General features: G+C 64.0%; 21 protein-coding genes. 10 read left to right on the top strand and 11 right to left on the bottom strand.

Annotation, left to right across the window (positions count from 1 at the left end; translation table 11 throughout):
- Positions 1-115: 115 nt before the first annotated feature.
- Positions 116-2,167, top strand: a complete 2,052-nt coding sequence (locus J2R78_RS21135; RefSeq protein ID WP_375167130.1) for an alkaline phosphatase family protein — start codon at positions 116-118, stop codon at positions 2,165-2,167.
- 118 nt (positions 2,168-2,285) lie between these two features.
- Complete coding sequence (locus tag J2R78_RS21140) at positions 2,286-2,972, top strand: hypothetical protein (RefSeq protein WP_253606592.1); 687 nt, start codon at positions 2,286-2,288, stop codon at positions 2,970-2,972.
- A 12-nt stretch (positions 2,973-2,984) separates the two neighbouring features.
- Here J2R78_RS21140 and J2R78_RS21145 read toward each other — a convergent pair whose 3' ends face one another.
- Positions 2,985-4,397, bottom strand: coding sequence for a cytochrome c peroxidase (locus tag J2R78_RS21145; RefSeq protein ID WP_253606594.1), 1,413 nt, complete (start codon positions 4,395-4,397; stop codon positions 2,985-2,987).
- 324 nt (positions 4,398-4,721) lie between these two features.
- On the opposite strand from J2R78_RS21145, the gene J2R78_RS21150 reads away from it, so the two are divergent.
- Positions 4,722-6,491: an alkaline phosphatase family protein gene (locus J2R78_RS21150; RefSeq protein WP_253606596.1), complete on the top strand. Its 1,770-nt coding sequence runs from the start codon at positions 4,722-4,724 to the stop codon at positions 6,489-6,491.
- 104 nt (positions 6,492-6,595) lie between these two features.
- Here J2R78_RS21150 and J2R78_RS21155 read toward each other — a convergent pair whose 3' ends face one another.
- Complete coding sequence (locus J2R78_RS21155; RefSeq protein ID WP_253606597.1) at positions 6,596-11,104, bottom strand: DUF5801 repeats-in-toxin domain-containing protein; 4,509 nt, start codon at positions 11,102-11,104, stop codon at positions 6,596-6,598.
- A gap of 446 nt (positions 11,105-11,550) precedes the next feature.
- Between J2R78_RS21155 and J2R78_RS21160 the strand changes: the two genes are divergently transcribed.
- Positions 11,551-12,189, top strand: a complete 639-nt coding sequence (locus J2R78_RS21160) for a FecR family protein (RefSeq protein ID WP_253606599.1) — start codon at positions 11,551-11,553, stop codon at positions 12,187-12,189.
- A gap of 37 nt (positions 12,190-12,226) precedes the next feature.
- Entirely contained in the window at positions 12,227-13,090 is an 864-nt protein-coding gene (locus J2R78_RS21165; protein WP_082653818.1) for a tetratricopeptide repeat protein, read from the top strand.
- A gap of 73 nt (positions 13,091-13,163) precedes the next feature.
- Here the strand turns inward: J2R78_RS21165 and J2R78_RS21170 are convergent, their stop codons facing one another.
- From J2R78_RS21170 to J2R78_RS21185, 4 genes are read right to left on the bottom strand one after another with little or no spacing between them, the layout of a single operon-like run.
- The gene (locus J2R78_RS21170) at positions 13,164-14,030 is read right to left on the bottom strand and encodes an HlyD family secretion protein (RefSeq protein ID WP_253606601.1); all 867 of its coding nucleotides are present in this window, start codon (positions 14,028-14,030) and stop codon (positions 13,164-13,166) included.
- The gene (locus J2R78_RS21175; protein ID WP_028333641.1) at positions 14,027-14,233 is read right to left on the bottom strand and encodes a DUF1656 domain-containing protein; all 207 of its coding nucleotides are present in this window, start codon (positions 14,231-14,233) and stop codon (positions 14,027-14,029) included. Before J2R78_RS21175 ends, J2R78_RS21170 begins: the two co-directional genes overlap by 4 nt.
- Entirely contained in the window at positions 14,230-16,281 is a 2,052-nt protein-coding gene (locus J2R78_RS21180; protein ID WP_253606603.1) for an FUSC family protein, read from the bottom strand. Before J2R78_RS21180 ends, J2R78_RS21175 begins: the two co-directional genes overlap by 4 nt.
- 2 nt (positions 16,282-16,283) lie before the next feature.
- Positions 16,284-16,772 (bottom strand): MarR family winged helix-turn-helix transcriptional regulator, encoded by a 489-nt coding sequence (locus tag J2R78_RS21185; protein ID WP_253606605.1) that lies wholly within the window; start codon positions 16,770-16,772, stop codon positions 16,284-16,286.
- A 212-nt stretch (positions 16,773-16,984) separates the two neighbouring features.
- On the opposite strand from J2R78_RS21185, the gene J2R78_RS21190 reads away from it, so the two are divergent.
- The 4 genes from J2R78_RS21190 to J2R78_RS21205 all read left to right on the top strand — a co-directional run bounded on the left by J2R78_RS21190 (position 16,985) and on the right by J2R78_RS21205 (position 17,880).
- Positions 16,985-17,161, top strand: coding sequence for a hypothetical protein (locus J2R78_RS21190; protein ID WP_253606607.1), 177 nt, complete (start codon positions 16,985-16,987; stop codon positions 17,159-17,161).
- A 16-nt stretch (positions 17,162-17,177) separates the two neighbouring features.
- A complete protein-coding gene (locus J2R78_RS21195) occupies positions 17,178-17,405 on the top strand; it encodes a DUF6894 family protein (RefSeq protein ID WP_092080482.1) in 228 nt (75 codons plus the stop codon).
- Positions 17,406-17,482: 77 nt separating this feature from the next.
- A complete protein-coding gene (locus J2R78_RS21200; protein ID WP_176936779.1) occupies positions 17,483-17,638 on the top strand; it encodes a hypothetical protein in 156 nt (51 codons plus the stop codon).
- A 29-nt stretch (positions 17,639-17,667) separates the two neighbouring features.
- A complete protein-coding gene (locus tag J2R78_RS21205; protein ID WP_253606608.1) occupies positions 17,668-17,880 on the top strand; it encodes a hypothetical protein in 213 nt (70 codons plus the stop codon).
- Positions 17,881-17,938: 58 nt separating this feature from the next.
- Here J2R78_RS21205 and J2R78_RS21210 read toward each other — a convergent pair whose 3' ends face one another.
- Positions 17,939-18,496: an HNH endonuclease gene (locus J2R78_RS21210; protein ID WP_016845270.1), complete on the bottom strand. Its 558-nt coding sequence runs from the start codon at positions 18,494-18,496 to the stop codon at positions 17,939-17,941.
- 191 nt (positions 18,497-18,687) lie between these two features.
- On the opposite strand from J2R78_RS21210, the gene J2R78_RS21215 reads away from it, so the two are divergent.
- The gene (locus tag J2R78_RS21215; RefSeq protein ID WP_253606614.1) at positions 18,688-20,448 is read left to right on the top strand and encodes a chloride channel protein; all 1,761 of its coding nucleotides are present in this window, start codon (positions 18,688-18,690) and stop codon (positions 20,446-20,448) included.
- Between the two features lie 204 nt (positions 20,449-20,652).
- Here the strand turns inward: J2R78_RS21215 and J2R78_RS21220 are convergent, their stop codons facing one another.
- From J2R78_RS21220 to J2R78_RS21235, 4 genes are all read right to left on the bottom strand, one after another.
- A complete protein-coding gene (locus J2R78_RS21220; RefSeq protein ID WP_253606616.1) occupies positions 20,653-21,630 on the bottom strand; it encodes a peptidyl-alpha-hydroxyglycine alpha-amidating lyase family protein in 978 nt (325 codons plus the stop codon).
- A 106-nt stretch (positions 21,631-21,736) separates the two neighbouring features.
- Positions 21,737-23,524, bottom strand: a complete 1,788-nt coding sequence (locus tag J2R78_RS21225; RefSeq protein ID WP_253606618.1) for an NAD(P)/FAD-dependent oxidoreductase — start codon at positions 23,522-23,524, stop codon at positions 21,737-21,739.
- A gap of 111 nt (positions 23,525-23,635) precedes the next feature.
- On the bottom strand, positions 23,636-24,721 hold the full coding sequence (locus J2R78_RS21230) for a DUF2855 family protein (RefSeq protein WP_253606620.1): 1,086 nt from the start codon (positions 24,719-24,721) through the stop codon (positions 23,636-23,638).
- A gap of 104 nt (positions 24,722-24,825) precedes the next feature.
- Positions 24,826-26,343, bottom strand: a complete 1,518-nt coding sequence (locus J2R78_RS21235) for an acyl-CoA synthetase (protein WP_253606621.1) — start codon at positions 26,341-26,343, stop codon at positions 24,826-24,828.
- Position 26,344: the final 1 nt, after the last annotated feature.

Genomic DNA, 26,344 nt, shown 5'->3' on the forward strand with positions numbered 1-26,344 from the left:
TTTGAACGTTTCGAAATTTCTTGCGCGCTTTCATGTAAGCGAAAACCATGCGTCATATTGTCGCACTAAGCAGTGTGTGTTGCTAACCGCAAACACCCTGAGGTCGACAATGAGTTTGAATTACAAAAAGCACTGGCGAACCAGCACCGCGCTCTGCATCGCGTCAACGGTGCTCGTCGCAACAGCCGCATATGCTGCTCACTATCCGGGCGGCCGCAGTGATTGGGACAAGCGTCCGCATCACAATCACCAGGCGCACGAAGAGGGCGATCGTGCGAACCATGAGAACCATGGCCATCATGGTGACGGCGATCACGGCGTGAAGACCGCGTCGCCGATCAAGCACGTCATCATCCTGATCGGTGAGAACCGCGGTCTCGATCACACCTTCGGTATCTACAAGCCGAAGGGCAAGGGACAGACCATCTCCAACCTGTTGTCGAAGGGCATCGTCAACGAGGATGGAACGCCGGGACCGAACTTTGCGCAGGCGCAGCAGTCCTCGGTCGCGGGCCAGCCCTTGTACTATATCGGCGCACCGACCATCGCGAAGTCGCCCTACAACGCGACCAACCCGATGCCGCAGCCGAACACGGCCGGCACGCCGACCGCGCAGAGCGACACCGCGCCCCCGTTCAAGACGATCGCCGAAGCCAGCGTCGAGAAGGACATGGACCCGGCCGATCTCGATATCCTCACCACCGGCTTCAGCGGCCTGCCGACCGGTGTGCTGGATACCCGCATTCCCGGCGCCGGCGGTCTGAACGGACCGTTCCAGTTGCAGGGTGAGCAGATCAGCGACGACGACTACACCGGCGACTCGACGCATCGCTTCTACCAGGATTGGCAGCAGGAAGACTGCAGCGCCGCCAACGCCACCAAGAAGAACAATTCGGGTTGCCTGAACGATTTGTTCCCGTTCGTGATGGCGACCTATTCGGCATCCAACAAGAGCATGGCCAACTCGATGGGCTACTACAACGCCCAGCAGGGTCAGGCTCCGGTCCTGAAGATGCTGGCCGACCGCTTCACCCTGAGCGACAACTTCCACCAGTCGTTCCACGGCGGCACCGGCGCGAATCACTTCATGCTCGGTACCGGCGACGCGGCCTTCTGGAGCGACGGCAAGGGCAATCCGGTGACGCCGCCGGCCAACCTGATCGCCAATCCGAATCCGGTCGCAGGTTCGGTCAACCGCTACACCGTCGATGGCAATTGGAGCAATTGCTCTGATGTCTTCCAGCCCGGCGTCAAGCCGATCGTCACCTACCTCAACAATCTGCCGTACGCGGCGGAGCCGAACTGCAAGCCCAACCACTACTACATGCTCAACAACGTCAACCCGGGTTATCTGCCGAACGGCGCGCTGTCGGGTGGCAACAACGTGCCGCCGTCGTCGGTTCGCACGATCGGCGATGCGCTCATGGAGAAGAATGTCTCCTGGGCGTTCTACGGTGGCGCGTTCAACGACGCCGTGGCGCTTTCCAACGCCGCGGTTGCCGCCAATCCGTCGAACCCCAACCTCAGCGCCGCTGCGGTCGCCGATCCGGCGCACGCGCTCGGCATTGCCTACTGCCAGATCTGCAATCCGTTCCAGTATGCGACCTCGATCATGGCTAACCCGGCCGTGCGTCAGGCTCACATGAAGGACACTGCCGATCTGATCACGGCGATCCAGAACAACACGCTGCCTGCGGTGTCTTTCGGCAAGCCGGACGGCCTGCTCGACGGTCATCCGCAGAGCTCGAAGGTTGACCTGTTCGAGGCCTATGTCCTGAACGTGCTCAACTCGCTGGACAACAACCCGGAGCTGAAGGCTGAAACCGCTGTCTTCATCACCTGGGACGAGGCCGGCGGCTATTGGGACTCCGGCTACCAGCAGTCCATCGACTTCTTCGGCGACGGACCGCGCATTCCGACCCTGATCCTTTCGCCCTATTCGACGGGCGGCAAGGTCAACCACAACTACGCCGACCACGTTTCGCTGCTGAAGTTCATCGAGCGCAACTGGGCTCTCCAGCCGCTCACGAACCGCAGCCGCGACAACCTGCCGAACCCGACCTACTCGAAGAACAACGAGTATGTTCCGACCAACAGCCCGGCATTGTCTGATATGTTCGACGCGTTCGACTTCAGCAAGCCGGTCACGTTGTCCTACACCGAGTGATCAAGCTCTCGCCCACGGCGAGGTCTTGACTGCATCCAAGGGCGGCGCCGATCGAACCAATGGTTCGGTCGGCGCCGTCATGTTCTGTCCCTGCCACCTGATCGACCGGAGACATGCGATGAAACGCAATAAGAAGACGTGCGCGATCAGCAGCAGCGTCGCGGCTAGCCTGCTTGCCGTCGCCATCCTGGCCGGCGCGGCGATCCCGGCCATGGCGCAGCAGTTTTCCGCCGACCTCGTCGCGAACAAGGACGACACGGCAACCGCCATGGGAGCCTTGCGGGTCTCGGGCGGAAAAGCACGGATCGAGACAAGCGCGCTGCCCGACGGGTTCTTCCTGATCGATACGGGCAAGCCCGCGGCCTATTTCGTCCGTCCGGCGGCACGGGTTTACATGGACGCGCGGCAATCGAGCCCGCTCACCCGGATGTTCATTCCGGTTGATCCGGATGATCCCTGCCGGCAATGGCTGGCGATGGCGCAACTGTCCACGCCGATCGACCTCGCGGCGTGGCACTGCCAGCGCGACGGAGAGGAAACCATCGCTGGGCAGAATACCGACGTCTTTCGAATCGCTGCGCCGTCCGGTTTGAGCTTTGTCGGCTGGATCGACCGCGCGCGCAGATTTCCGGTACGGATCAAGACCGCGGATGGGACGGTGATCGCTGCCGATCACATCCGCGACGAGCCGCAGGCGGCGCAAATGTTTGAAATTCCCGCAGGCTTGCGCAAGTTCGACCCGCAAGCGCTGATCCGTCGGATCCAGCAGAGCGACGTATGGGTTGAGCCGCCGGCTTCGGAGTGAGCACGCCGTCCGTTACTGCGACTGCAGGCTTGTTACCGGCAGGATCCGGCCGAGCGCAGTGTAGTGCGACTGATGCACGCTGCTGTTGAACAGCGACCAGGGTTCGGCCTTTTTCAGGGCGACGGGTACGTCGAAGTGCACCAGCTGCGCAAAGTTGCGATATTCGGCCATCGCATCGTCGATACGGCCGGCGGCGACGTCGAGATCGATGCGGCGCAGGGTCAGAACGAGGTCCTTCAGGATCGCGCGCGCCGCCAGCCGCTCGTCCTTGCCACCGATCGCGGTGTTCCTGATGTCCGGGATGCGCTCGGTCAGTTCGCGCAGTTCGGCCCCGACCCCGGTCACGGCCAGCGACACCACCGCGGTGTCGGCAGCCGGGATCGCGACCTCGAGGACGCTCGAGAGCTCGAGCACCTCTTTCATCCGGAGCATGACGCCGTCCTTGTCGAACGGGCGTTCGCCGTCGCCGACCGCATTCAGATAGGCCACGAGGTCCTGGGTGTCCTGGGTCGACAGTTCGAGGTCGAACACACGATCGAAATGATCGACCACCTGTTCATAGCTGTCGTAGCGGCCATCGTGGAAATACGGGGCGTTGAAGTTGGCGTTCAGCAAAGTCGGGGTCTTGACCATTCCACCGGATCCGACGTCGTGGCGCATCTGGTCGTTGAAGGTACCACCCGGAACATGACAACCGGCGCAGCTCAGCTCGGCCTGCTTCGGGAACGGCTTGAAGAACAGCGCCTCGCCGCGGCGCTCGGCCAGGCTCGCCTGCGCGGCAAGCCTGCCGCCGGGTGCAATCTTCGGATTGGGGAGAAAATCGATATCGTTGATATAGGCGACGAGGCCGTCGAGAACCTCGTCGCGCGGCTTCGGGCCGGAAAATTCATTGACGATGACATTATAGACGAAGTCGCGCAGCGAGGTGATGCGGCCGTCATGTCCGTAGGGAGCGAGGAAGCGGGCGCCGCGCAGGCTCGGAATCCTGACCGGATCGAGGATGCTGTTGAACGTCTTCGCGTTGAAGACGAGGCTGGTCGTATCGAAGGTGCCGGGGCGGGAGGATGCGCCCGGAACGAACAGTTTCGGGTTCGATGCGCCGTTGACGTGACAGGTGCCGCAGCTCATCTCGGCCTGACGCGCCTTGCCGCCCAGGATGGAAGGCGAGTTGAACGCGAGATCGCCGAGATTGACCAAATAGGATTTTCGCCCGCCGACGGCCTCGGAATGAAAGAGCTCGCGTGGCCGCGCCAGCGCTTCCTCGGAAAATTCGGTGCCGGCCGGCAGCACGGTCTGGTCGCCGCCGAGCGGGAACGCCGTCGCGCGCAACGGGAGCAGGGCAACGACGAGCGCCAGCCACGCGACCCGTGCCGGTCTGACGCCGCGATCGGCAGCTGTCGCACGATGTTTTCCGGAGCCGGACACCAGAATATCCCAAGCCATCGCGCGAAAACGCCCCTGTCACAAATGCATATGCGCTGCCGTGCGTCGGAAGATGTCACGGAGGTGACAGTTTCCTGTCGGCAGGATCAATGACCATCTGACTGGATAGACGAATTTTGATTGCGGTTTGATGACGCTCGATCAGCGAAGCGCAACGCAGTCTGCGTTTGACACGATGAAAGTCTGTTGGTGCGCGAGCATCTTTCCGCGCGTTTGCGCGCGCGTCGAAAAACAGTCATCCCAGCGAAATGTGTTTTGCATAGCGTGTAGCTCCATTTCTATTTCTTTCTAAATCAGGAGAGCACTATGCGGCTTTGGGGAGCCATTCCGGCGCTCGCGGTTGTTGCTGGCGCCGTTGCCATCTCGCCGGTAGCAAACGCAGAGAATTTGGTCGAAAAGATCGTTGATGAGTTCAAGCACGAGATCAAGGACGAGCTGCGCGACCTGCGGGATCGTGGCCATGAAGGCGTGCACCAGTACAAGCACATCGTCGTCATCTATCAGGAGAACCACAGCTTCGATAACCTCTACGGTCACTGGGGCGACGTCGGCCGCGACCGGATCAACGGCACATCCTATGCCGATCAGGCGCACACCCTGCAGGTTCGGCAGGACAACCAGACCGTCTATGCTTGTCTGCTGCAGAACGACGTCAACCTGACTTCTCCGTCGCCGCAACCGACGAGCTGCACCGACAATACGGGCACGGTCGCGATCCTGAGCGCCTTCAAGAACAAGCCGTTCGAGATCAATGAATTCATTCCGACCTCGGCCACGACCTGCCCGAAGCCGCTCGGCGCTTTCGCGGCTCACGGTTTCCTCAACGGCACCGGCGCGCCCGGCGGCTGCACCGCGGACATCGTGCACCGCTTCTACAGCGAGCAGTACCAGCTCAACGGCGGCCGGCAGAACCGCTACATGACCGGCAGTGATGCGGCGGGTCTGGTGATGGGCTATTACGACACCAAGAAGCTGCCCATCTACACCTATCTCCACGGCAACGGCGCGCCGAACTACATCATTGCCGACAGCTTCTTCCAGGGTGCCTTCGGCGGTTCGTTCCTCAACCACCAGTTCCTGGTCGCCGCCGCGGCGCCCCAGTTCGTCGGTGCCCTGAATGACGGCAGCGCCAACGACTTCCACTCGATCGTCGATGCCAACGGCATGCCGACCAGCACGCCGCTCTACACGCCGCTCTCGACCGTGAAGGATGCGCAGCTGACGGCGAAGTGCAATCAGGCCGGCCTGCCGGCGGGCCTTGCCTGCGGCGACTACGCGGTCAACACGACGCAGCCGTTCTATCAGCCCTATTCCCCGGGCACCGCCGACATCAAGCGCCTGCCGCCGCTGCACACGCCGAACATCGGCGATCGGCTGTCGGCAAAGCGCGTCGATTGGGCCTGGTATTCGGGCGGCTGGTCGAACGCCAACGGCGACGTCGGCGCTTCGGGCTGGACCAACGGCAACGGTACGACCTGCACCGACCCGAACCATGTTTCCACGGCGGTGTTCCCGAACTGCCCGGACGTGGATTTCCAGTACCACCATCAGGCGTTCAACTACTTCGCCAACTACGCGCCCGGAACGCAGGCCCGCAAGGATCGTCTGAAGGACGAGGCGGAGTTCATCCAGGCGGCGAAGACCGGCCGGCTGAAGCAGGTCAGCTTCATCAAGCCGATCGGCGAGGAAAACGAGCATCCGGGCTACACCAGCGAGTCCGAAGGCAGCCAGCATCTCGTCGATCTCGTCAAGGCGATCGTCGAGGGGCCGGATGGCAAGGACACGCTGATCGTCATCACCTATGACGAGTTCGGCGGGCAGTGGGATCACGTTCCGCCGCCGCCGTTCAACCGTCATGGTGCCGAAGCCAAGGCCGCGGACCAGTGGGGCCCGGGCACCCGCATTCCGGCGCTCTTGATCGCCAAGCGCTTCAACAAGTCGGGCGTCGCGCATGAGGACTTCGACACCACGTCGATCCTCAAGATGCTCGAAAAGCGCTTCGATCTCGATCCGCTGGTGACGCGCCCGGTGCGCAGCCTCTCGGCGGCGCTGAAGGCCGGCGAGGGCTGGCACTGACACGAGAAACGCTGCCGGCCCGCGACAACGTCCGACGCGGGCCGGAGTGCCGGCCACGCGCCCAAGGGATCGCTAGACGAAGGGATCGCTACAAGAAGCGATCGCTACATGATCAGATCGTGTAGCGGATGGGTCACGACGGCGTCCGGCGTATGGTCCGGGAAGAAATCTGTTTGGTGCTCCGGGACAGCCGGCCCCATTGCCGGCGTTCCACCAGTTGCAACTCCTTGCGCCAGCTGAAATCCGGCGGAATCGTCGTGGCGGCTGAACCACGCGAGGCTTTGATCAAACTGTGGAGGGGACGAAGCTCCCTGCTGTTCAAGGCTCGAAGGCTCCGCGAAATGAAAGGACTGCTCGGTCGTTCCCGACGTTCCGCCGTCTACAAAGGGCAAGATTGCCTGAGACAACGCCGCGTCCTCGTGGCTACTCGTTGACATCGGACTAACATCGGGTGCGGGAGCGCTGGCGCCGACCGGCGGCGCGGGGCTGTCCTGGCTGGCGGCGAATATGAAGGTGTCCATCCCCGCCGTGTGGCACTGAATATCGACCTGAAGGCTGCTCGTGGCCGAATCGCCGTCCGCATCGACCGCCGTCACATCGAACAGCAGATCCGCATTGATGCTCGTCTTTTCGGTATAGCTGATGTTGTTGATCGCGAAGGTGGGACACCCGGCTTCCACCCGATCGTAGTCGACCTGGACTTGATCGAACGACCTGTCAACGTAAAGCGTATACGTCGTCGTCGTGGCATCAAAGGTGTAGGTGTCGATCAGCGAAGCATCCGATGTCTCCTGCACCACGAAGCCGGCACTGCCGCAGAGCGGCCTGGGAACATCGATGCAGAAGTCGTGAACGTCGGCGCTGCCATCAAGAACCTTGAGGATCACACCGGCGGTGCCGTAGCCCTGCCATTCCGTGAGATTGAAGCCGACCTGCGACTGCTTCTCGGTGAACGCGAGATTCAACTGCTCGGCCGGGTCCATCTGCAGTCCACTGTCGCCGACCGCAATACCGCAGTCCGATGCCTTGACATCGAGCGGCTGGCCGGCGCAGTCCGACCCGGTAATAACCAGTTGTCCGTCCGGAGCCGTCAATGACGGCGTGCCGCAGATCGGGGCATCAAAATCGGAGCCATGGACGGTGACGTCCTTCGACGGCCCGGCGTGCTCGAGATCAAAGCAGAATGTTCCATCCGGATTGATCAGCAACTTGAAATAAGGATCGTCCAACCTACCGCCGCAATCGGTAAGATACGCGTCGAGCTCGACGCCGCCGCCCACCTCATGGGTCGTATAGTAGAAGTTGTAATCATCGCCATGTCCGGTGACGTGCACCGCGGTGATGCCGTTGCCCAGGCATGATGTGGCCAGATCATATCCCGTGCAGCCGACCGGACCGTTGTGGACGGCAACGAACATCGCGGCATCGCCATCCGCGCCGAAATTGATATCGTAGGTACCTGTCGCAGTCTGATGATCCTGAGCGGCGACGAAGGTCTCCGGGAAGCCGCAAATGGTCGGGTGATCGTCCGTGATCGTCAGTTGCTTGCCGAGGTCGATGCACGCGCTCTGGAAGTCGCCGTCCTTGTCCGTGATGGTGGCAACCAGGCTTACGACGCCGGCGGTCAGCGACACGGCTTCGCCGCTGTCAGGGCCGGCGCAGGCCGGATGCGTCACCGCGCGATATTCGGTGAAGGTGACGCATCCCGTGGCCGGATCAACCGCGATGGTGAATGCCAGCGCGCCACTTGCTGTGCCAACATGGCCTTCGATGGTGTTGCCGTTCAGAACCAGCACGTCGGAGCAGCCGGTATGCGAATCGATCAGACCGGATGGGGTGCAGTCACCTCCGTTGATCGACAGTGCATAGTGAGTCGTCGCGCCGTCGGCGCCCTGGAGCGAGGTGAACGCCGTCGAGAAATCGGCAGAAATTTTCGTCAGCGCGGCGTCCGGTGCCGAGCCCGCGACATGGTCGTCCAGTGCCGTTGCCGTCAGGTGCGTCTCGCTCAGCGTCAGCGACGGAGCGGTGCAATTGGCCCGGATGCAGGGGCCATCGTCGCTGATGGTCAGCCTGCTGCCGAGGTCGAGGCCGGCGCTCTGGAAGTCGCCGTCCCTGTCCGTGATCGTGGCGTTCAGGCTCACGATGCCCGCGGCCAGCGATACGGCTTCGCCGCTGTCCGGGCTGGTGCCGAGCGGTTGCTCCACCGGCCGGTAGTCGGTGAAGGTCACGCGTCCCGTGGCCGGATCGAGCGTGATGGTGAATGCCAGCGTGCCGTTGGTCGCGCCGACGCGGCCTTCGATCGTGTTGCCGTTCAGAACCAGCAGGTCAGCGAGGCCGGTATGCGAGTCGATCAGCCCCGATGCCGTGCCGTTGCCGCCGGTGATGGTCAGCGCGTAGCGGATGGTCGCGCCATCGGCCCCTTGCACCGAAGTGAACGCCGTCGAGAAATCGGCGGAAGTCGTCGTCAGCGCCGCGTCCGGCGCCGAGCCGGCGATGTGGTCGTCCAGCGCCGTTGCCGTCAGATGCGTCTCGCTCAGCGTCAGCGATGGGGCTGTGCCCGCCGCCTCGATGCGCGGGCCGTCGTCCGTGATTGTCAGCTGCTTGCCGAGATCGATGCTTAGATCCTGGTACTGGCCGTCGCTCTCCGTGACCGTCGCGATCAGGTTGACGAGGCCGGTCCCCAGCGCGATCCCTTCGCCGCTGTCAGGGCTGGTGCCCGACGATTGTTCGACCGCGCGGTGCTCGACGAAGGTCACGCGGCCCGTCGCCGGGTCAACCGTGATGGTAAACGCGAGCGCCCCGCTTGCCGTGCCGACATGGCCTTCGATGGTGTTGCCGTTCAGAACCAGCAGGTCAGCGAGGCCGGTATGCGAATCGATCAATCCTGACGCCGTACCGTTGCCGTCGGTGATCGACAGTGCGTAGCTGACCGTCAGACCCGGTTCGGTGACGAATGCCGCCGAGAACTCGCCTGATGTCGTCGTCAGCGCGGCGTCCGGTGCCGAGCCGGCGATGTTGTCGTCCAGCGTCGTCGCTGTCAGATGGGTCTCGCTCAACGTCAGCGATGGCGCGGTCCCAACCTCGATCAGCGGGCCGTGGATGGTGAGTGTCACCGTCTGCGGGGTTCCGCCGATCGTGGTCACCGTGAAGCTGTCGGTCAGCGTGTTGCCGACATGGAGGGCTTGCACGGAGCTGTTGGCGTTGTCGAGCGTATAGGTCCACACGCCGGCCGTTGTGAGCGTGAATGAGCCGTAGCCACCTGCGCTTGTCGTCGGCGCGTTCACGGCGGTGAAGGTATTGGCGGGATCGTCGACATCGGTGTCGGTGAGCGTGCCCTTTGCGATGAGCAGGCCGGGCGAGGCATGACTGACGCCGACCGCACCCACCACCGAGCCGGCCATGGTGCCGGAGATGATGGAGGCGTCGTCGGCGCCCAGGATGCTGATGTCGAAGCTCTCGCTGGCCGAAAGCGCGCCGTCCGAGACCGTGATCACGAAGCTCTGGGTCGTGTTGGCCTTCAGCGCGTTGATTGCGGTATTGTTCGGAACGAAGGTGTAGCTTCCGGTCGCGCTGTTGAGATAGAGCGTGCCAAAAGTACCGACGCTCGACACGTCGTATGTCGCCTGTCCCAGCACCGTATCGCCTGTGGCGCCTCCGCTGATGCCGAATTTCAGTGCGCCGCCCTTGATGCTGCTCGCGGAAAAGGTCCCGCTCGCCGCATTGAAGTCGTCAAATATCACCGTATCGATTTCAGTCGGCCCCGCTCCGAGGTTCAGCTTCGGCGGAACCGGCGGCAGCTTGAAGAGATCATTTTTCGCGAAGGTCGCTACCGGCAGCGGCCCGAGCGTATCTTGCACCGGCGACAGCGGGGACTGCTGAATAAAATTGATCGGCAGCAGCAGTTGTCCGCCTTCGAGAGCAGGCATGCCGGATCCTTTCGATGCCGGTCCTTTCTCGAAATAGGCAAGGGTCTCCTGTTGGGCCTCCCGTAATTCCTCCATGTGCGAAGGGGAATTCGTGGCATGGTTCACGCCGACGGAGGAGCCTCTTCTGCTCAGGATGATCGTCTCTTCGGGATCCTCGACGATGATGTGACGGGGGATCGCCTCCTTGGTGACGAGTTCGAACACGCCGTGGTGGAGGTCCTTGTATTTGATGTTGTCGTCGTCCAGGAGCGTGACGTTCGGCTCCGCGGCTCGGGCGTCCTCCAGCAGCGAGAAGGTCAGGGCGGCCAGCGACAGCATGCCGAGGCCGCTGGCGCGGATGGTGCCAACCGGTGTGTCCGCCGTCAGGACGCCAGACCCTGCGAGCCGGCTGCCGATGAGGCGGAAGAGGCTTCTGGTTTTCGCGAACAGGCCCGGCCGCAAGCCCCCGGTGGGGTCCTGCGCGATGTCCAACTCCAGCCGGGTGCCGGCCGGCAAATTGAGCACCCTGCCATCGACCAGGCGGATTTCGATCCGCCCGCCGGCTCCGACCTCGATGACGTCACCCTGGCGAACGGGATCGCCAGCTACGATTTGAATCGGTATGCCGCGGGCACCCGCGATCGTGCCGCAGCCGATCGCCGTCCGAACAGTGCCAACTAAGCGGGGCGGCTGGCCCAAAACGGCCATGCACGCGTCCCCGAACTCTACGCCGGACGCAACTGACATTGGCTTTTTGCCTGTTAGGCAGTTCGAGCGGAAAGTGGCGCCGCAGTCTTTTTATTTTGGCTTGGTTCGGCCACGCGGCGAAAAACCCCGCGCCGTCAGCCATAGGCTTGTCCGCTGAAACGTCCTGATTGAAACCAAATTCGGCAGTAAAAATGGAATTCCAATACTGCGGGGAAGCCTTACGAAAAGGACAGAACAGCTGTCCTTTATCGCGCGTGCAGCCCCGCAAAATTAATAGTATGATTACCATGCAAATTGTCCACTTATTAATTTTTAGTCGAACTGCGTCAGGCATTTAGGCCTGTCTGCGACAACTCGTTTGGCACTCAAGGTCCTGCGGTCTCGGCCCGGTGGTCCCGGTCACCCATCGAGCCCCGGCACGACAAGACCTTTTCGAGGAGGGGATCGTGCGCATCCATTTGATTGTTCAATTGCTTGCAAGCTTCGTCCTGGCGCTCGCAACGCTCACGTCCGGCCAGGTCCAGGCGCAAACCGAACCGGACAATATCCAATTGAAATTCATCGGAAGGGTCGTAGCCGCCACGGGTTCGGTCACGATCGAGCATCCGAATGCAGTCGTCGTTCAGGCAGGGCTGCCCGGCAAACTGCCTCAGGCGCAGGTCGGCGACCCCGTGTATCTGGGCGACGTGGTGCAAACTGGAGCTGACGGACGCGTCGGGATCAATTTCTCCGACGGCACTTCGTTTAATCTGTCGAGCAACGCCAAGATGGCGATGACCGAGTTCGTGTACGACCCGAACGGCAAGTCGAACTCGACCTTGCTCAAACTGACCAATGGGACGTTCACCTTCGTTGCCGGCAACATTGCGAAGACCGGAGACATGAAGATCGACACCCCTGTCGCAACGATGGGCATTCGAGGCACCACGCCACGCATCGAGATATCGGACGATGGAACGGTGAGGTTCGCCACGCTCGTTGAAGAGGGCAAGAGCAAGGTCAGGAAGGTCGGGACTCGAACGCCGCAGCAACCTGAGCAAAACACCCTTCACAAGTTCAATCCCAACATCTGTCGAGGGTGCTAGGCCAGGCGCAGCCCGTTTCGTGCAAGCAAGGCCCGATATGAAACTTCGTGCAAGCGCCGGCGCAATTGTCAGCCTGATATCGCTCCTCGTTGCGACGCTCCCAGTGTTGCCGGCGGTCGCGCAGAACCCGAAGAAGGATAGCTATCTCCGCACTATCGGATTGTGCAGCGGCCTCGATCGCACACCGGCCGACGCGCGCATTGCTGCCTGCACGGCGCTGATCGATGCGGGGCAGGACATGACCCAGGCTGGCCTCGCGATCGCCTATAACAACCGTGGTAACGCCTACGCCGCCAAGGGAGACTATGACGGCGCCATCCGGGATTTCGATCGATCGATCGAGCTCAATCCGACCTACACCAAGCCGTTCAACAACCGCGGCGTGGCCTATCTCAGGAAGCGCGAATATGATCGCGCGACCGACGCCTTCGATCAGGCGATCAAGCTCAACCCGAACTACGGCGAGGCCTTCGCCAACCGCGCCGGCGCCTATTTGAAGAAGAACGATTATGCACGCGCGGCGCAGGACTACGATGAGGCAATTCGCCTCGAGCCGAAGCTCGATGGGGTGTGGAACGGACGCTGCTGGAGCCGGGCCATCCTCGGCGAATTGCAGGCGGCGCTGGAAGATTGCAACAAGGCCCTTCAATTGGCGTCAACCAACGCCGCGACGTATGACTCGCGTGCCCTTATCTATCTGAAGACCGGCGAGCTGGGCGCGGCGATCGCCGACTACAGCTCCGCACTTCGCATCGATCCCAAACTCGCAAGCGCACTTTATGGCCGCGGCCTGGCGAAGTTGAAGCAGGGTGACAAGGCCGGCGGCAATACCGACATGGCGGCGGCCAAGGCGATCCAGGGCAGCATCGGCGACGATTTCACACGCTACGGCGTGCGATAGGCGAGTGGTCGACGAGCCGCAGTAAGGTGCACCGGCTCGATGCTGTCGCCGCGGATGCGCCCCGGCCAGCCGGCTAGTCCATGATCTCGACCGTCGCCGAACGGCCGGCGACCAGCGCGATGCGATCCGGCAGGTGGTCCAGCGCGATGCGCACGGGGATGCGCTGTGCGAGCCGAACCCAGCTGAAGGTCGGGTTGACATTTGCGAGCAGGCTCGCGCCTGCCGCGCGGTCGCGATCCTCGATGCCGGCCGCAATGCTCTCGACATGTCCGGTGAGCCGCACCGGCTCGCCCATCAGCCGGATCTGCGCCTTGTCGCCGACGCGAATGCGCGCGAGCTTGGTCTCCTCGAAATAGCCTTCCACATGCAGCGTGTCGGTGTCGACCAGCGCCATCACGCCCTTGCCTGCGGTGACGTAGGCGCCCGGCCGCAGGTCCATATTGGTGATGGTGCCGTTCACCGAAGCGTGCACCTCGCTGCGATCCAGATTGAGCTGCGCGACGGCGCGGTCGGCGACCGCCTGGTCATAGGCCGCCTTGGCCTGCAGCTGCGTCGCCAGAACCTGCTCCTGCTTCTGCTGCGACACCGCATCGGTGGTCAGCGAGCTGTAGCGTTTGAGGTCGGCGTCGGCCTGATCCAGCGTCGCGCGATGGCCGGCGACCGCTGCATCGGCCTGCTTCAGTGCCAGGGCAAAGCGTGCGCGATCGATCCGGAACAGGATGTCGCCACGATGCACCGGCTGATTGTCCTTGACCAGCACGTCGGTGACGAAGCCGGAGACGTCGGGAGCCACCTGGATCACGTCGGCGCGGACCCTGCCGTCGCGAGTCCATGGCGATTCCATATAGTAGACCCAGAGCGCGCGAGCGACAGCGAGTGCGGCGACGACGGCGACCGCGGTCAGCGCAACCCGGCCGAGCCAGGCGAAATTCGCTTTCATGGCAGAAACTCCGAAAGATAAACCACGACGCCGAGTAGGCATACGTACAGGGCGAAATTGAACAGCGCGCGATGCCAGACCAACCGGTAGAATCCGAAGCGCTGCATGATCCGGCTCACCACTGCGCTCAGCGCATAGGCGACGATGAGCCACAGCAGCAGCGCCGGAACGAGCACGCCGTAAATGTCGAGCTCATATCTCATGCGGCGAAACTCGCTTCGGGCTGCGATCGATACGCGGGTGCATCCGGAAACAGGCCGCGGCGGATGCCGACGAGGCCGAGCAATGCATCGTCCCGCGCGCGCTCATTGGGGTCCTTGACGACCGCGGTCAGCGCCGTATCGATGCATGACAACAGTTCGGCCGGCATTGCCCGGTCCGCACGGGCGCGAAACGCCGCCGCGAGGTCGTCCAGCATATCGTCGATGGCACGCACGGTCACTGCGGCGAGGCCGTAACGCGCCCGCCTGAGGTCGATGATGTTGAGCCCGATGCGGAGCTGGACCAGGCTGTCGGCATCGCGGCGGTCGCTCTCGGAGATGAAGGCGATGCGCTGGACCAATAGCCCGAGCCGATGCAGCATCAGGCCGGCAAACTGCGCGCGATCGCCGTGGCCGCGCCGTTCGGCCGCGACCGCGAGCGTCTGCCAGCTCGACGTCATCAACCGCTTGGCGATCCATTCGGCGCCGACGCCGCGCGCGATCCGCGTTACGATCTCCGCGATCACAACACCGAGGAAGAAGGCGACCGACGTGTTGGCGAAACTGGCGAAATCCGCGCTGTAGGTCGATTGCAGCGCGAGCAGCGTCGCGGTGTTGGCGGCGAGCGCCATGCCGATCGGCGCGGTCTTGGGTCGTGCGATCAAAAAGCCGTACAGGAGGAAGGTCGGCGCCAGCGCCGCGATCAGGACCTCGACATGGGAGATGCCCGGCACCAGCGCGAACTGATAGATCGCGACGATGACGATCGCGACCAGTGAAAACAGGCCGAAGGCCCGGATGCTGCGCGCCGGCTCGTCCTGCGCGGCGAAGAACGAGCAGGCGACCGCCGCCATCATCGGCGCCGAGGCGCCATCGGCCCAGCCGGTCGCAATCCACAGGCCGCAGCAGATCAGGATGGCGACCGCTGCGCCCGCGGCCGACCACAGCGCCATGCCGTGGTCGCGATGACGGACCGGTGCGGCCCCCGACTCCGGGTGGAACGCCAGCGGGACGCTGGAGATATCCCGGCCCGCGGCGATCGCATCGCCCAGCGCGCGGCAGTCGGCCGAGATATCGACAAGCTCGCGCAGCCGGAGCAGCAGGCTGATCGTGATGATGCGTTCCCGCGGCGCGATGCCGTCGAGCGCAGATTGCCGCTCGGCGATTGCGGTGCGGATCTGCTCGCCGGATTGTCGCTGGCGGTCCTCGTCCACGATCCATGCGGCGAGATCGCCGATCAGGCGTTGCAGCTCCGGTTGCCGTTGCAGCGCCGCTTCGCCAAGTGCGGTAAGCCGGTCTTCGATCGACGTGATGATCGGCAACAGCATCAGCATGCGCAGCCGGACCTCGCCGAGGCCACGCACGGTGCCGGCGTCGGCCAGCCGGTCATAGGCGACATGGGTCGCCAGCGTATCGATCTCGACAATGTCGGTCGCAAGACGGAGGCGTTGGGCCCGGCGCGTCTCGCCGGTCCCGCGGTCAAGCAGCACGTCGCGGGACAGACGGCGCGCATCCGACAGCCAACTCCTGATGCGGCCGCCGACCGCCGGCGCGACGCTGCGGGGAAACACCACCGTCGACACCAGGCTCGCACAGATGATGCCGAGCGAGATCTCCTCGACCCGTGCCAGCGCTACATCGAAGATGCTGCCGGGGTCAGCCACCGACGGAAAGCCGATCAGCGCGACGGTATATCCGCCCAGCATGAAGACATAGCTGCGCGGCGTGCCGTCGAGCAGCGATAAATAGAGACAGAGCCCGACCCAGAGCGCGATCGCGAGGCACAGTAGCTCCGGTGCATTGACCAGGTTCGGCACCAGGGCGACCGTGACGCTCGCGCCGACCAGCGTACCGATCACGCGGAAGAACGCCTTCGAGCTGGTCGCGCCGGCCAGCGGCTGCGAGGTGATGTAGACCGTCGCCATCGCCCAATAGGGACGCGGCAGATCGATCGCCAGGGCGATGACAAGCGCCAGCATCGACGCCGCGAACGTCTTCAACGCGAAGATGAGATCCGCGTGGCGGACCAGGAACGGCTCTTCCGCGCGCATGACTATTTCGCCTCTGGAGCAGTCCTGGCTGGCGCAGTCCTGGCGTCCTGCAGGCGGCTCGCCCGCTGCTCGATGAGCTGCAGCGTCTCGAAGGTTACCGCAAGTTCCGCGCTGCCGATATCCTTCAGCAGGCTGGCCCGTACGCGACGCAGCACCCGATTGATCTCCTCGACCTTGGCTCCGCCGGCCGCGGTGAGATGCAGCGTCTTGGCGCGCCGGTCGGTCGGGTCCTCGCGACGCTCGACGAGGCCTTCAGACTGCAGCAGATCGATCAACCGCACCAGTGAAGGCCCTTCGATCCCCAGTTCATCGGCCAGCACGCCTTGCCGGACGTTCTCTCCCTGGCGTGACAACACCAGCAGCGGAATCGCCGTCGCGTAGGACAGTCCGTGGTCGGACAAGGCCTGATCCGACTCGCGACGCCAGATCCGGGCCAGCCTGGTCACCAGGCGGCCGATCTCGGCGTGGATATGGGGCTGCGAAGGCGGCATGCAAATTAGATAGGATGCGAACTATTAGGATGCAATGATATACTGCGAACATCGCGGACGATCACGCGAATGCGATCCTGCGTGAGGAAGCGTCAATACTGCTGCGGGATCGACCTCGATGCGCTGGTTATGCTCGGTTGCGGGCGGACCTTGAGCGCGGCGGGTTAGGAACACATCGGGATACAGATGCTTCTGTTCTTGAGGAGATTGTGATGAACAGAAAGCCGGTAACGCAGGATTCTGGGCGCTCGAGCGACTGGGGTTCCCACGCGCAAACCGACAAGCCGTGGAAGGGAAACCCGGAGAAGGAGCAGCGCTCTGGGGATGCGAAGCGCTCAGGAGACGAGAAGCCGGACCTGGAAAAGTGGCATGAATCGAACACGCATTGATGCGCGGAGATAGTGAATGTCCGCCTTTCACTTCGCGATCGTGAATGATGAGCGTGTGATCGATGCAACCGGTCAGCCGGTTACCGACCGCGATGAAGCCATTGCCGTCGCCAAGCGGCTCGCCATCGACCTTGCCGAGACGCGACAGGAATATCTGGGACGCGGCTACTTCATCTCGGTGATCGGCAGCGACGCGCGCGAAATTCACCGCGAAAGCATCGACAGCGCCGCGAAGAGCGGATGAACGATGCCGCCCCGGCGGGCGGCAAGAGAGCAAGGCTTTAAGAGCAAGGCTTTGAGAACAAGGCTTGGAGAGACCGAATGGATATGGGCCTTGAAATCATCTACGGCATCGGAGCGCTCGTGCTGCTGACCGCTTTGATCTTCGGCGTGCTTCAACACCATTTTCGCAGCAGGCGCGCGGTGCAGGCCGGCGAGGATGTCGTCCGCGAAAGATACAAGCGGAACGAGACCTGACGCGGCGCCGCCAGCGTAAGGAGGAGACGATGGGATTGGCTCAATATGCGGTGATTGCAGCCGGCAAGGAATGGGGCGTCCTGCACGACGGCAATCTCAACGGCGGATACGCCACCAAGGAGGCTGCATTCGAATCGGCGGCGGCCGCCGCGGCAGTGGCGATCAGGATGGGGCACGAGGTCCACGTCAGCGTTCCCGGACGCGAGGAGGGCGAGGCGGCCCTCACCAAGCGACCCGCCTGATCCAAATCACAGCGGTACGGCTTGCATTCGATGTGACGACGATGCGCGCCAGCGCGCTCTACGGATCGAGCTCAGTATCCCAGTAGAGATAATCGAGCCAGCTCTCGTGCAGATAGTTCGGCGGAAACAGCCGGCCGTTGCGATGCAGCTGATGCACGGTCGGGGCATAGGGCGTCTGCTTCGGAAACATCTTGGCCTGCTGCGGCGTGAGATTGCCCTTGCGCAAATTGCAGGGCGAGCAGGCGGCGACGACGTTCTCCCAGGTGGTCTGGCCACCCTTGCTGCGCGGAATGATGTGATCGAAGGTGAGATCGTCGCCCGACAGGCAATACTGACAGCTGAATCGGTCGCGCAGGAAAACGTTGAACCGGGTGAAGGCGGGGTGGGTGGTCGGCTTGACGAAGGACTTGAGGGATACGACGCTCGGCAGCTGGATTTCGAAGGAAGGACTTCGTACCGCCCGGTCGTAATATTCGACGATGTTGACACGATCGAGGAACACCGCCTTGATCGCGTCCTGCCAGGACCAGAGCGACAGCGGGTAATAACTCAGCGGCCGGAAGTCCGCATTCAAGACCAGCACCGGCCAACCGCCTTGCGAGACATGTGCGTTCAAATAACGCTCCTGACTCCCATTAGCTGCGAAGCAGCATGCACTCACATACTACAGGCAGCGTGACGGGATTGTGAAGAGCAATGAGCGGCTTATCCGCCGCGCCCTGCCATGTTCCTGCCCCGATTGCCTCCCGCCCGCGAGGCCCGTAAAGGGAGCCGCAAGGCCCTGTCGGCCAGTGACGGACCCTGCCGATGACCACGACCTCAAGCTATCTCGAGGCGCCGCGCCGGTTGCGCGCGTTCGTGCGCGCGCACGAGACGAGCCTTGTGGTGCTGGCGGTGCTGATCGGCGCCATCGGCGGCCTCGTGGTGGCGGTCATGAGCGGCCTCGTCACGGTGCTGCATTCGGTGCTGTTCAATCTGCCGCTCGGCGACCGGTTGTCGAGCCAGCCCAGCATCGATCCCGTGCGCGCGCTCGTGGTTCCCACGATCGGCGGCCTGCTGCTGGGATTTGCGTTCCTTCTGTTGCTTCGGGTCCGGCCGGCCCGCGAAATCGACCCGATCGAGGCCAACGCGCTTTATGGCGGGCGGATGTCGTTCCGCGGCAGCGTGATCGTGGCGCTGCAGACGATCTGGTCGAGCGGCGTCGGCGGCTCGGTCGGGCTCGAGGCCGGCTACACCCAGCTCTCCAGCGGCCTCGCCGCCTCGCTCGGGCGCGGCTTTCACCTCCGCCGCAACGACCAGCGAATCATGGTGGGCTGCGGCGCGGCGGCAGCGATCGCCGGCGCCTTCAGCGCGCCGCTTGCGGGCGCGTTCTACGCTTTCGAGCTTGTGATCGGCGGCTATACGCCGGCCAGCCTGACTCCGGTCGGCGTGGCGGCGGTGACCGGCTACTTCGTCGCCCATGCCTTCGAGCCGCTGCCGCTCGGCGTCGGCGTCGGAACCGTCGGCGATGTGCTCGGGCGGGATCTCGCGATCGCGGCGCTGCTCGGTATGGTCGCGGCCCTGACCGGCATTGCGATCATGCGCGGGGTGACGCTGTGCGAGGCGCTGCTGACCAAGAGCCGGCTCTGGCCGCCGCTGCGGCCGGCGCTCGGCGGGCTTGCAGTCGGCGCGATGGCCCTTTTGACGCCGCAGGTGATGTCGTCGGGCCACGGCGCGCTGCGCTTCGCCGGCATCGTAGCGATGCCGCTTGCCTTCATCGCCGGCGTGTTCGCGCTGAAGGCGGTTGCCTCGATCGTTTCGCTCGGCTCCGGCTTCCGCGGCGGATTGTTCTTCGCCACGCTGTTCATGGGCGCGCTCGGCGGCCGGCTGTTCGCCGCCGGCGTCGACATCGTGTGGCCGGGGCTGAACCTCGACCCCAACGCCTATGCGGTGATTGGCATGAGCGCGCTGTCGGCCTCGGTGATCGGCGGTCCGCTCACGATGTCCTTCATCGCGCTGGAATCCACCGGCAACCTCTGGCTCACGACCGCGGTGCTGGTCGCGGTCATTATCTCGACCACGATCACGCGCGAGCTGTTCGGTTATTCGTTCGCGACCTGGCGGCTGCATCTGCGCGGCGAGACCATCCGCAGCGCCGCCGATATCGGCTGGATCCGCGATCTCACGGTCGGCAAGATGATGCGGCAGGACATGACGACGGTGAACGCCGCGATGCCGATCGAGGCGTTCCGCGAGGAATTCCCGCCGGGCTCGAAGACCCAGGTCGTCGCGGTCGACGGCGAGGGGCATTACGCCGGGCTCGCGCTGGTTGCGGAAGCGCACGCGCCGGATCTCGAGGCCGACAAGGGGCTTGCTGCCATCTTGCGCTACGCCGACGTGGTGCTGCATCCCGGCATGAACGTGCAGGAGGCGATCGCGGTGTTCGACGCGGCCGAAGCGGAATCGCTCGCCGTGGTCGAAGGCGACGGCGACCGCCGGCCGATCGGCCTGCTCACCGAAGCGCACGCGATGCGGCGCTACGCGGAAGAATCCGAGCAGCGCCGCCGCGAGGTGATCGGCGAGATTTGATTTCGCGGGCGATAGCCAAGGCGTCGGGCAGCAAACGGGATTGATCTTAGTCGCGGCGCTCGCTGCCTGATCCGTCATCCTGAGGAGCGCGGAACGCGCGTCTCGAAGGATGCACGGCCACCGGCCGGGCCGTCGACCCTTCGAGACGCGCGCGATGCGCGCTCCTCGGGGTGACGGTGATGGAGTGACGGTGGGAGACTGAATCTAAACCTTCTCCAGCTTCTGCAGGCATCGCGTCACGCGCACCGCGGCCGGCATCTCGGTGTCCGGAAAGCTGGTCTTCCAGTCGGTGACGCCGACTTCGCCGACATAGATGTCGCCGCGGGAATCCAGCGCGATGCCGTGCGGCGCCAGGAATTTTCCGGTCTCGACGCCGGGGCCTTGCTCGCCGCCGAGGCGCGCGATGCGCTTTCCGGTGTGATCCACGATCGACAGCCGCGGGCCGAGATTGGGCACCTTGCGATTCACCGCCATGCCAGGGCCGAGCTCGCCGATCACGAAGTTCGGCTGCTTGCCGCCGCCGCAGCAGCAGCAGCACAGCGCGCAGGGCCGGTGCAGGTTGTTCCACTGCGTTTCGTATTTGCCGTTGCCGTCGAACACCTGGACGCGGTGGTTCTCGCGGTCGGCGACATAGACCCAGCCATCGGCGTCGGTCGCGATGTTGTGCACGATGTTGAACTGGCCGGGATCGGTGCCGGGCTCGCCCCAGGTTTTGATCAGCTTGCCATCCGGCGTGTATTTGTGGACGCAGGCATTGCCGTAGCCATCGGAGACATAGATCTCGCCCTTCGGCGACAGCGCGGTATGGGTGCAGCGGTGGAACGGCTCGCCGCTCATGAACGGCGCCGGCTTGTTCGGGATGCCGATCGTCAGCAGCACCTTGCCGTCGGTCGAGCATTTGCGCACGGTGTGGTCGCCGTCATCGGTGCAATAGAGATTGTCGTCGGCGTCGATATGCAGGCCGTGGGCACGCGATAACACGCCTTCGCCCCAGCTCTTGATGAAATTCCCCGCGCGGTCGAGCACCACCATCGGATGGTCGCCGCGGTTGAAAACGTAGACGCGGTCCTTGCTGTCGACCGCGACGGAGGCAACATCGGTCAGGCTCCAGCCGTCGGGGAGTTTTGCGAAATTCTCCACCACGCGATAGCGGTGTTCGCCGGTGCCGAGGGTGGTTGGCATAAGATGTCTCCCCAAGATCGTCATTCCGGGGCGATGCGCAGCATCGAACCCGGAATCTCGAGGTTCCGGGTCTGCGCTTCGCGCATCCCGGAACGACGGCAGGCTTCTACGAAAAATCCGCCCGTGGCCCGACGTTGCGCGGCATCAGGCTTTCCTCGATCGCCTTGATCTGCAATGCGAGATAGCGCGAGTTGATGCGGCATTGCGCGAGGCTGCCGGCGATGAACCAGAGGCCGGGCTGCGGCGTGCGGCTGTACATGTTGCGCAGCTCCTGGCCGTCGCCAAAGCCCCAGATCGGGCCGACGCGCGCGGCCATCGCCTCGCCGAACAGCTTCTTCACCAGCTCTTCCTGCGGCCGGTAGCCGGTCGCGAGTACGATCAGGTCGGCCTCAACCGTCTCGCCGTTCTTCAGCCGCGCGCCCTCGCTCACGAAGGTCTCGATGTCGGCGAATTGCTGCAGGGCGACCGCGCCGCTCGCGACCAGATCGGAGCAGCCGACGTTGAAGTAATAGCCGCCGCCGCGGGTCAGGTATTTGAACTGCCAGCCGGTGCCGCCATCGCCGAAATCAAGCTTGAAGCCCTTGCGCGCAAGGCCGTCGAGCAGCGGCTTGTCGAGTTGCTTCGACTGCTCGGTCATCAGCACATGACTGCGTTTGGCGAGCGCGAGCGGCATCGAGGTCGTGATCAGATCATTATCCTCGAGCGTACCTTCATTGTAGGCGGCATAGGCAAGCTGCGCCGACGGCTCGATATTGGTGATCAGCGTCGAGGAGCGCTGTACCAGCGTGACCTCGGCGCCCGAGGAATGCAGGTCCTGCGCGATGTCGTGGCCGCTGTTGCCGGTGCCGATCACGAGCGCGCGCTTGCCGGTCCAGTTCTCGCCGTCCTCGTAGCGGCTGGAATGCATGACTTTGCCGGAAAAATTCTTCAAACCGGGGATATCGGGCAGATTGGGGATGCCGCTGACGCCGGTTGCCATCACCACATGGCGCGGCTGCATCTTGCGGGTCGTGCCGTCGGCGCGGCGCAACTCGACGGTCCAACGCCCCGTTGCGTCGTCATAGCTGCCGCCGACAAATTCCGTGCCGGTCCAGAAGTTCAGCTCCATCGCATCAACATAGGATTCGAACCAGTTGGCGAGCTTGTCCTTCGGGATGTAGGTCGGCCAGTTCGGCGGGAATGGCATGTAGGGCAGGTGATTGACCTGTACCTGGTTGTGCAGGGTCAGCGCGTGATAGCGCTTGCGCCAATTGTCGCCGACGCGCGCCTCGCGGTCGACGATCAGCGCGTCGATCTTGAGCTGCTGCAGCCGCGCGGCGATCGCAAGCCCGGCCTGTCCGCCGCCGACCACCAGCACATCAGGGTTGCGGTCGGCATATTCGGCGGATGCCTTGCGCAGGTCGAGCCAGTTGGGGCCGCGGAAGTCGCGCGAATAGGACTTCCCGCGCGGCCTGGTGTGGCCCTGCTGCTCCTCAAAACCCTTCAGCTCCTCGAGCGCCGTCAGCAAGGTCCAGGCCTTCAGGCGATCGTCGTCGGCGGCATCAGGGATCAGCCGCACGATGCCATGGCCGCGGCCAACCGCCGTCTCGAATTTGAAGATCGCCTCGATGGCGTTGGTGCCGGCGCGCGTCACCCGGCGCGGCGCCGCGCGCTCGGCATCGATGCGGAAGTCATGCGGCGCGCTGTGACGCGCATGCGCCGGCAGCTCCTCGATGATTGCGAAGGCCCGGTTGACGGTCTGGATGTTCCAGCTCAGCGCCAGCACGTCGCGCCAGTAGCTGTCGGGATGGAACAGTGGCTTCAGCAGCACATCGTCCGGGCTCGCCAGCGCATCTTCGAACTGCACAAGCCAATTGTCGGCGGCGACCGAAATATCGTCCGTCTTGTCGAGCATTGAGCGTTTCTCGCCATCGGCCGCCTTGCTGATATTTTCTTGGCGGCGTTCCCTTTCCGCAAAGCCTATACCCATTCGAAGGCACGCAGAAAGGGCGCGACGGGATAGCGCCTATTCGGCCAGCGACAGGATCAGGCCTTGATCCGGCGGAACGCGGCCTTGCAGGGTATCGAGATAGGCCTCGCGCACCGCGGCCGGGCCGCGCCGCTCAACCACGTCAAGCCAATTCGGCAGATGCGGCACGAGCTCGGCCCAGGCGGCGCCAAAACGCTGGTCGATGCCGCCCGGTCCCCATTCCTTGGCGCGCTTGCGGATCTGGTCCGGGGCGAAGAACCAGACCGGCTTGGCGCCGGGCAGCGTCGGCTCCTCCGGCTCGCTGGCACGGTGCGTCAGCCCGACCCGGCCGGAATAGACCATCTGCGCGCCGAAGTGCCGGTGCAGACTTCCGCGCAGCGCGCTGTTGCCGGCCATGTCGACATAGGCGACAGGCTCGGCCGACGGGATCGCGGTGACCTGGTCATAGGTGACGACCTCGTCGTAGCAGCCGAGCGAGCTGACGAAATCGACATTGCCCCTGGAGGTCAGCCCGATCACCGGGACACCCCGCTTGTGCACGAGATGGGCGAGCCCGAACGCGGTCTTGCTCGAGGCCGACGACAGGATGACGCGGCGTGCGCCGTAGAACGCATTCTCGGCCAGGAAGTCGTCGACCAGGAAGGATAGCATGAACAGCGGCAGCATCAGCGCCCGGTAGTCACCTTGCCGGCCGGCATAGGTCGGATCGCCGGAGACCCGGGCATAGGCGTTGTAGACCGGCGAGACCTCCTGCCGGTGCGCGGCGCCGTCGCGCAGGCCGCGCTTGCTGACGTCGGTAGCCTTGATCACCAGATGGGTCGCCATCGGGAAATAGCCGAACAGCGTTTCGCCGGCCGCGATCATCGGATGTTTCGAGACCAGCACCTCGCCAAAGCCCCACACCGGGACGATGCCGTAGCCTTCGGGCGCCGGGAACAGCTGCCAGTATTTCAGCTGCTCGCCGATCACGGCGTAGGTGATGTTGTTGGCGGTGAAGGCGAAGCGGGTCACCTTCACCAGCAGCGCATCGGCCGGCAGCGCCGCGGCATCGGGCAACTGCGTCTCGATCACCTTGCACTGCTGCAGATCGTTGCGGATGACGATGAAGTCGGTCGAGTTCATGGCGGTGATCCGGGCTCAGGATGTGCCGGCATCGTTGCGTCGATTGCCGGCCGTTTGCAACAGCAACTAAGTTTCAAACGCCGTTCGCTTCGCCGTCACATCGTTCAGCCGAGCCGTCCTTCGCGGTAGAGGTCGCGCAGCTTGCGCTTGAAGATCTTGCCGGTGGCTTCCCGCGGCAGCGCGTCCATGAAGCGGATCTCCTTCGGCACCTTGAAATTGGCCAGCTTGTCGCGGAGGAAATCCTGGATCGCCGCAACCGAAAGCGTGCTGCCGGCTTCCGGCTCGACGCAGGCGAACAGCCGCTCGCCATATTCGTCGTCGGGAACGCCGAACACCGCGCAGTCGCGGACGCCTGCCATGCCGATCAGGGCATTCTCGATCTCGGCGGGATAGATGTTGACGCCGCCCGAGATCACCATGTCGCGCTTGCGGTCGCACAGGAACAGATAGCCGTCCGCGTCGAGATAGCCGACATCGCCGACGCTGATCAGGCCGTCGTGATCGGCCTCGGCGCGCGCCTTGGCATTGCCGTGATAGTCGAAATCCGAGGTCGCGGTCTGACGCATGAAGATCTCGCCGGGCTCGCCGACGTCGCATGGCGTCCCGTCGGGCCGGAAGATCTTGACGATGCCGCCCTCGATCGCGCGGCCAACGGTGCCGGGCTTGGCCAGCGCTTCGGCTGACGAATGCCAGACCGGGATGCCGGTCTCGGTCGAGCCGAGATATTCGTTGATGACCGGTCCCCACCACTCGATCATCGCGCGCTTGACGTCGACAGGGCAGGGCGCCGCGCCATGGACGATGAAGCGCAGCGACGACAGGTCGTAGCGGCGCCGCGTCTCCTCGGGCAGGCGCAGCAGCCGCACGAACATGGTCGGCACCATATGCATGTGGGTGACATGGTGGCGCTCGATCAGTTGCAGCAGATCCTCCGGATCGAAGCGCGGCTCGAGCACGATCACGCAGCCGTTGCGGAACGCGAGCATCCCGTAGGAGTGCGGCGCCGAATGATACATCGGGCCGTTCATCAGGATCACCTGATCCTCGTTCGGCTTGACGCCGTAGGTGATGGCACCGACCCGCGCGGCTGCCGCCTGCTGCTCGGGCCGCATCGGCTTGCGCTTGACGCCCTTCGGCAGTCCGGTGGTGCCCGACGTGTAGAACATCGGCGCCGCGCCGATCGGCGCGTCGGTCAGCGGTTGGTGCGTCTCCCGCCAGACGTCCCAGTCGGTCATGCCGTCAGGCACGCGGGTGAGCGCCGGCGCCACGCCGTAGGCCGCGGCGATCTCCGGTGGCGTCGTCACCACCAGCAGCTTGATTGCCGGCGGCAGCCCGTCGCGGATCTGCGGCAGCAGATCGGCGTGGCAGACCAGCGTGTCGGCGCCGCTGTCGGACAGGATGTAGGCGACCTCGTCGGCCTTCAGATGCCAGTTGATCGGTACCACCGGGCTGCCGAGCGCGGCCGAGGCCGCGACCACCTCGAACAGCGCGAAATCGTTGCGCAGCATCATGCCGACCGGCTTGCCGCCCTGCACGCCTAGCGTCCGGAAGCCGCTGGTCGCCCGCGCGATGCGAGCGTGAATGTCGCCGTAGCTGATCTGTCTGTCGCCGCTGATGATCATG

Origin of the sequence: Bradyrhizobium sp. USDA 4538 (assembly GCF_024171045.1) — a bacterium.
Taxonomy (GTDB): domain Bacteria; phylum Pseudomonadota; class Alphaproteobacteria; order Rhizobiales; family Xanthobacteraceae; genus Bradyrhizobium; species Bradyrhizobium australafricanum.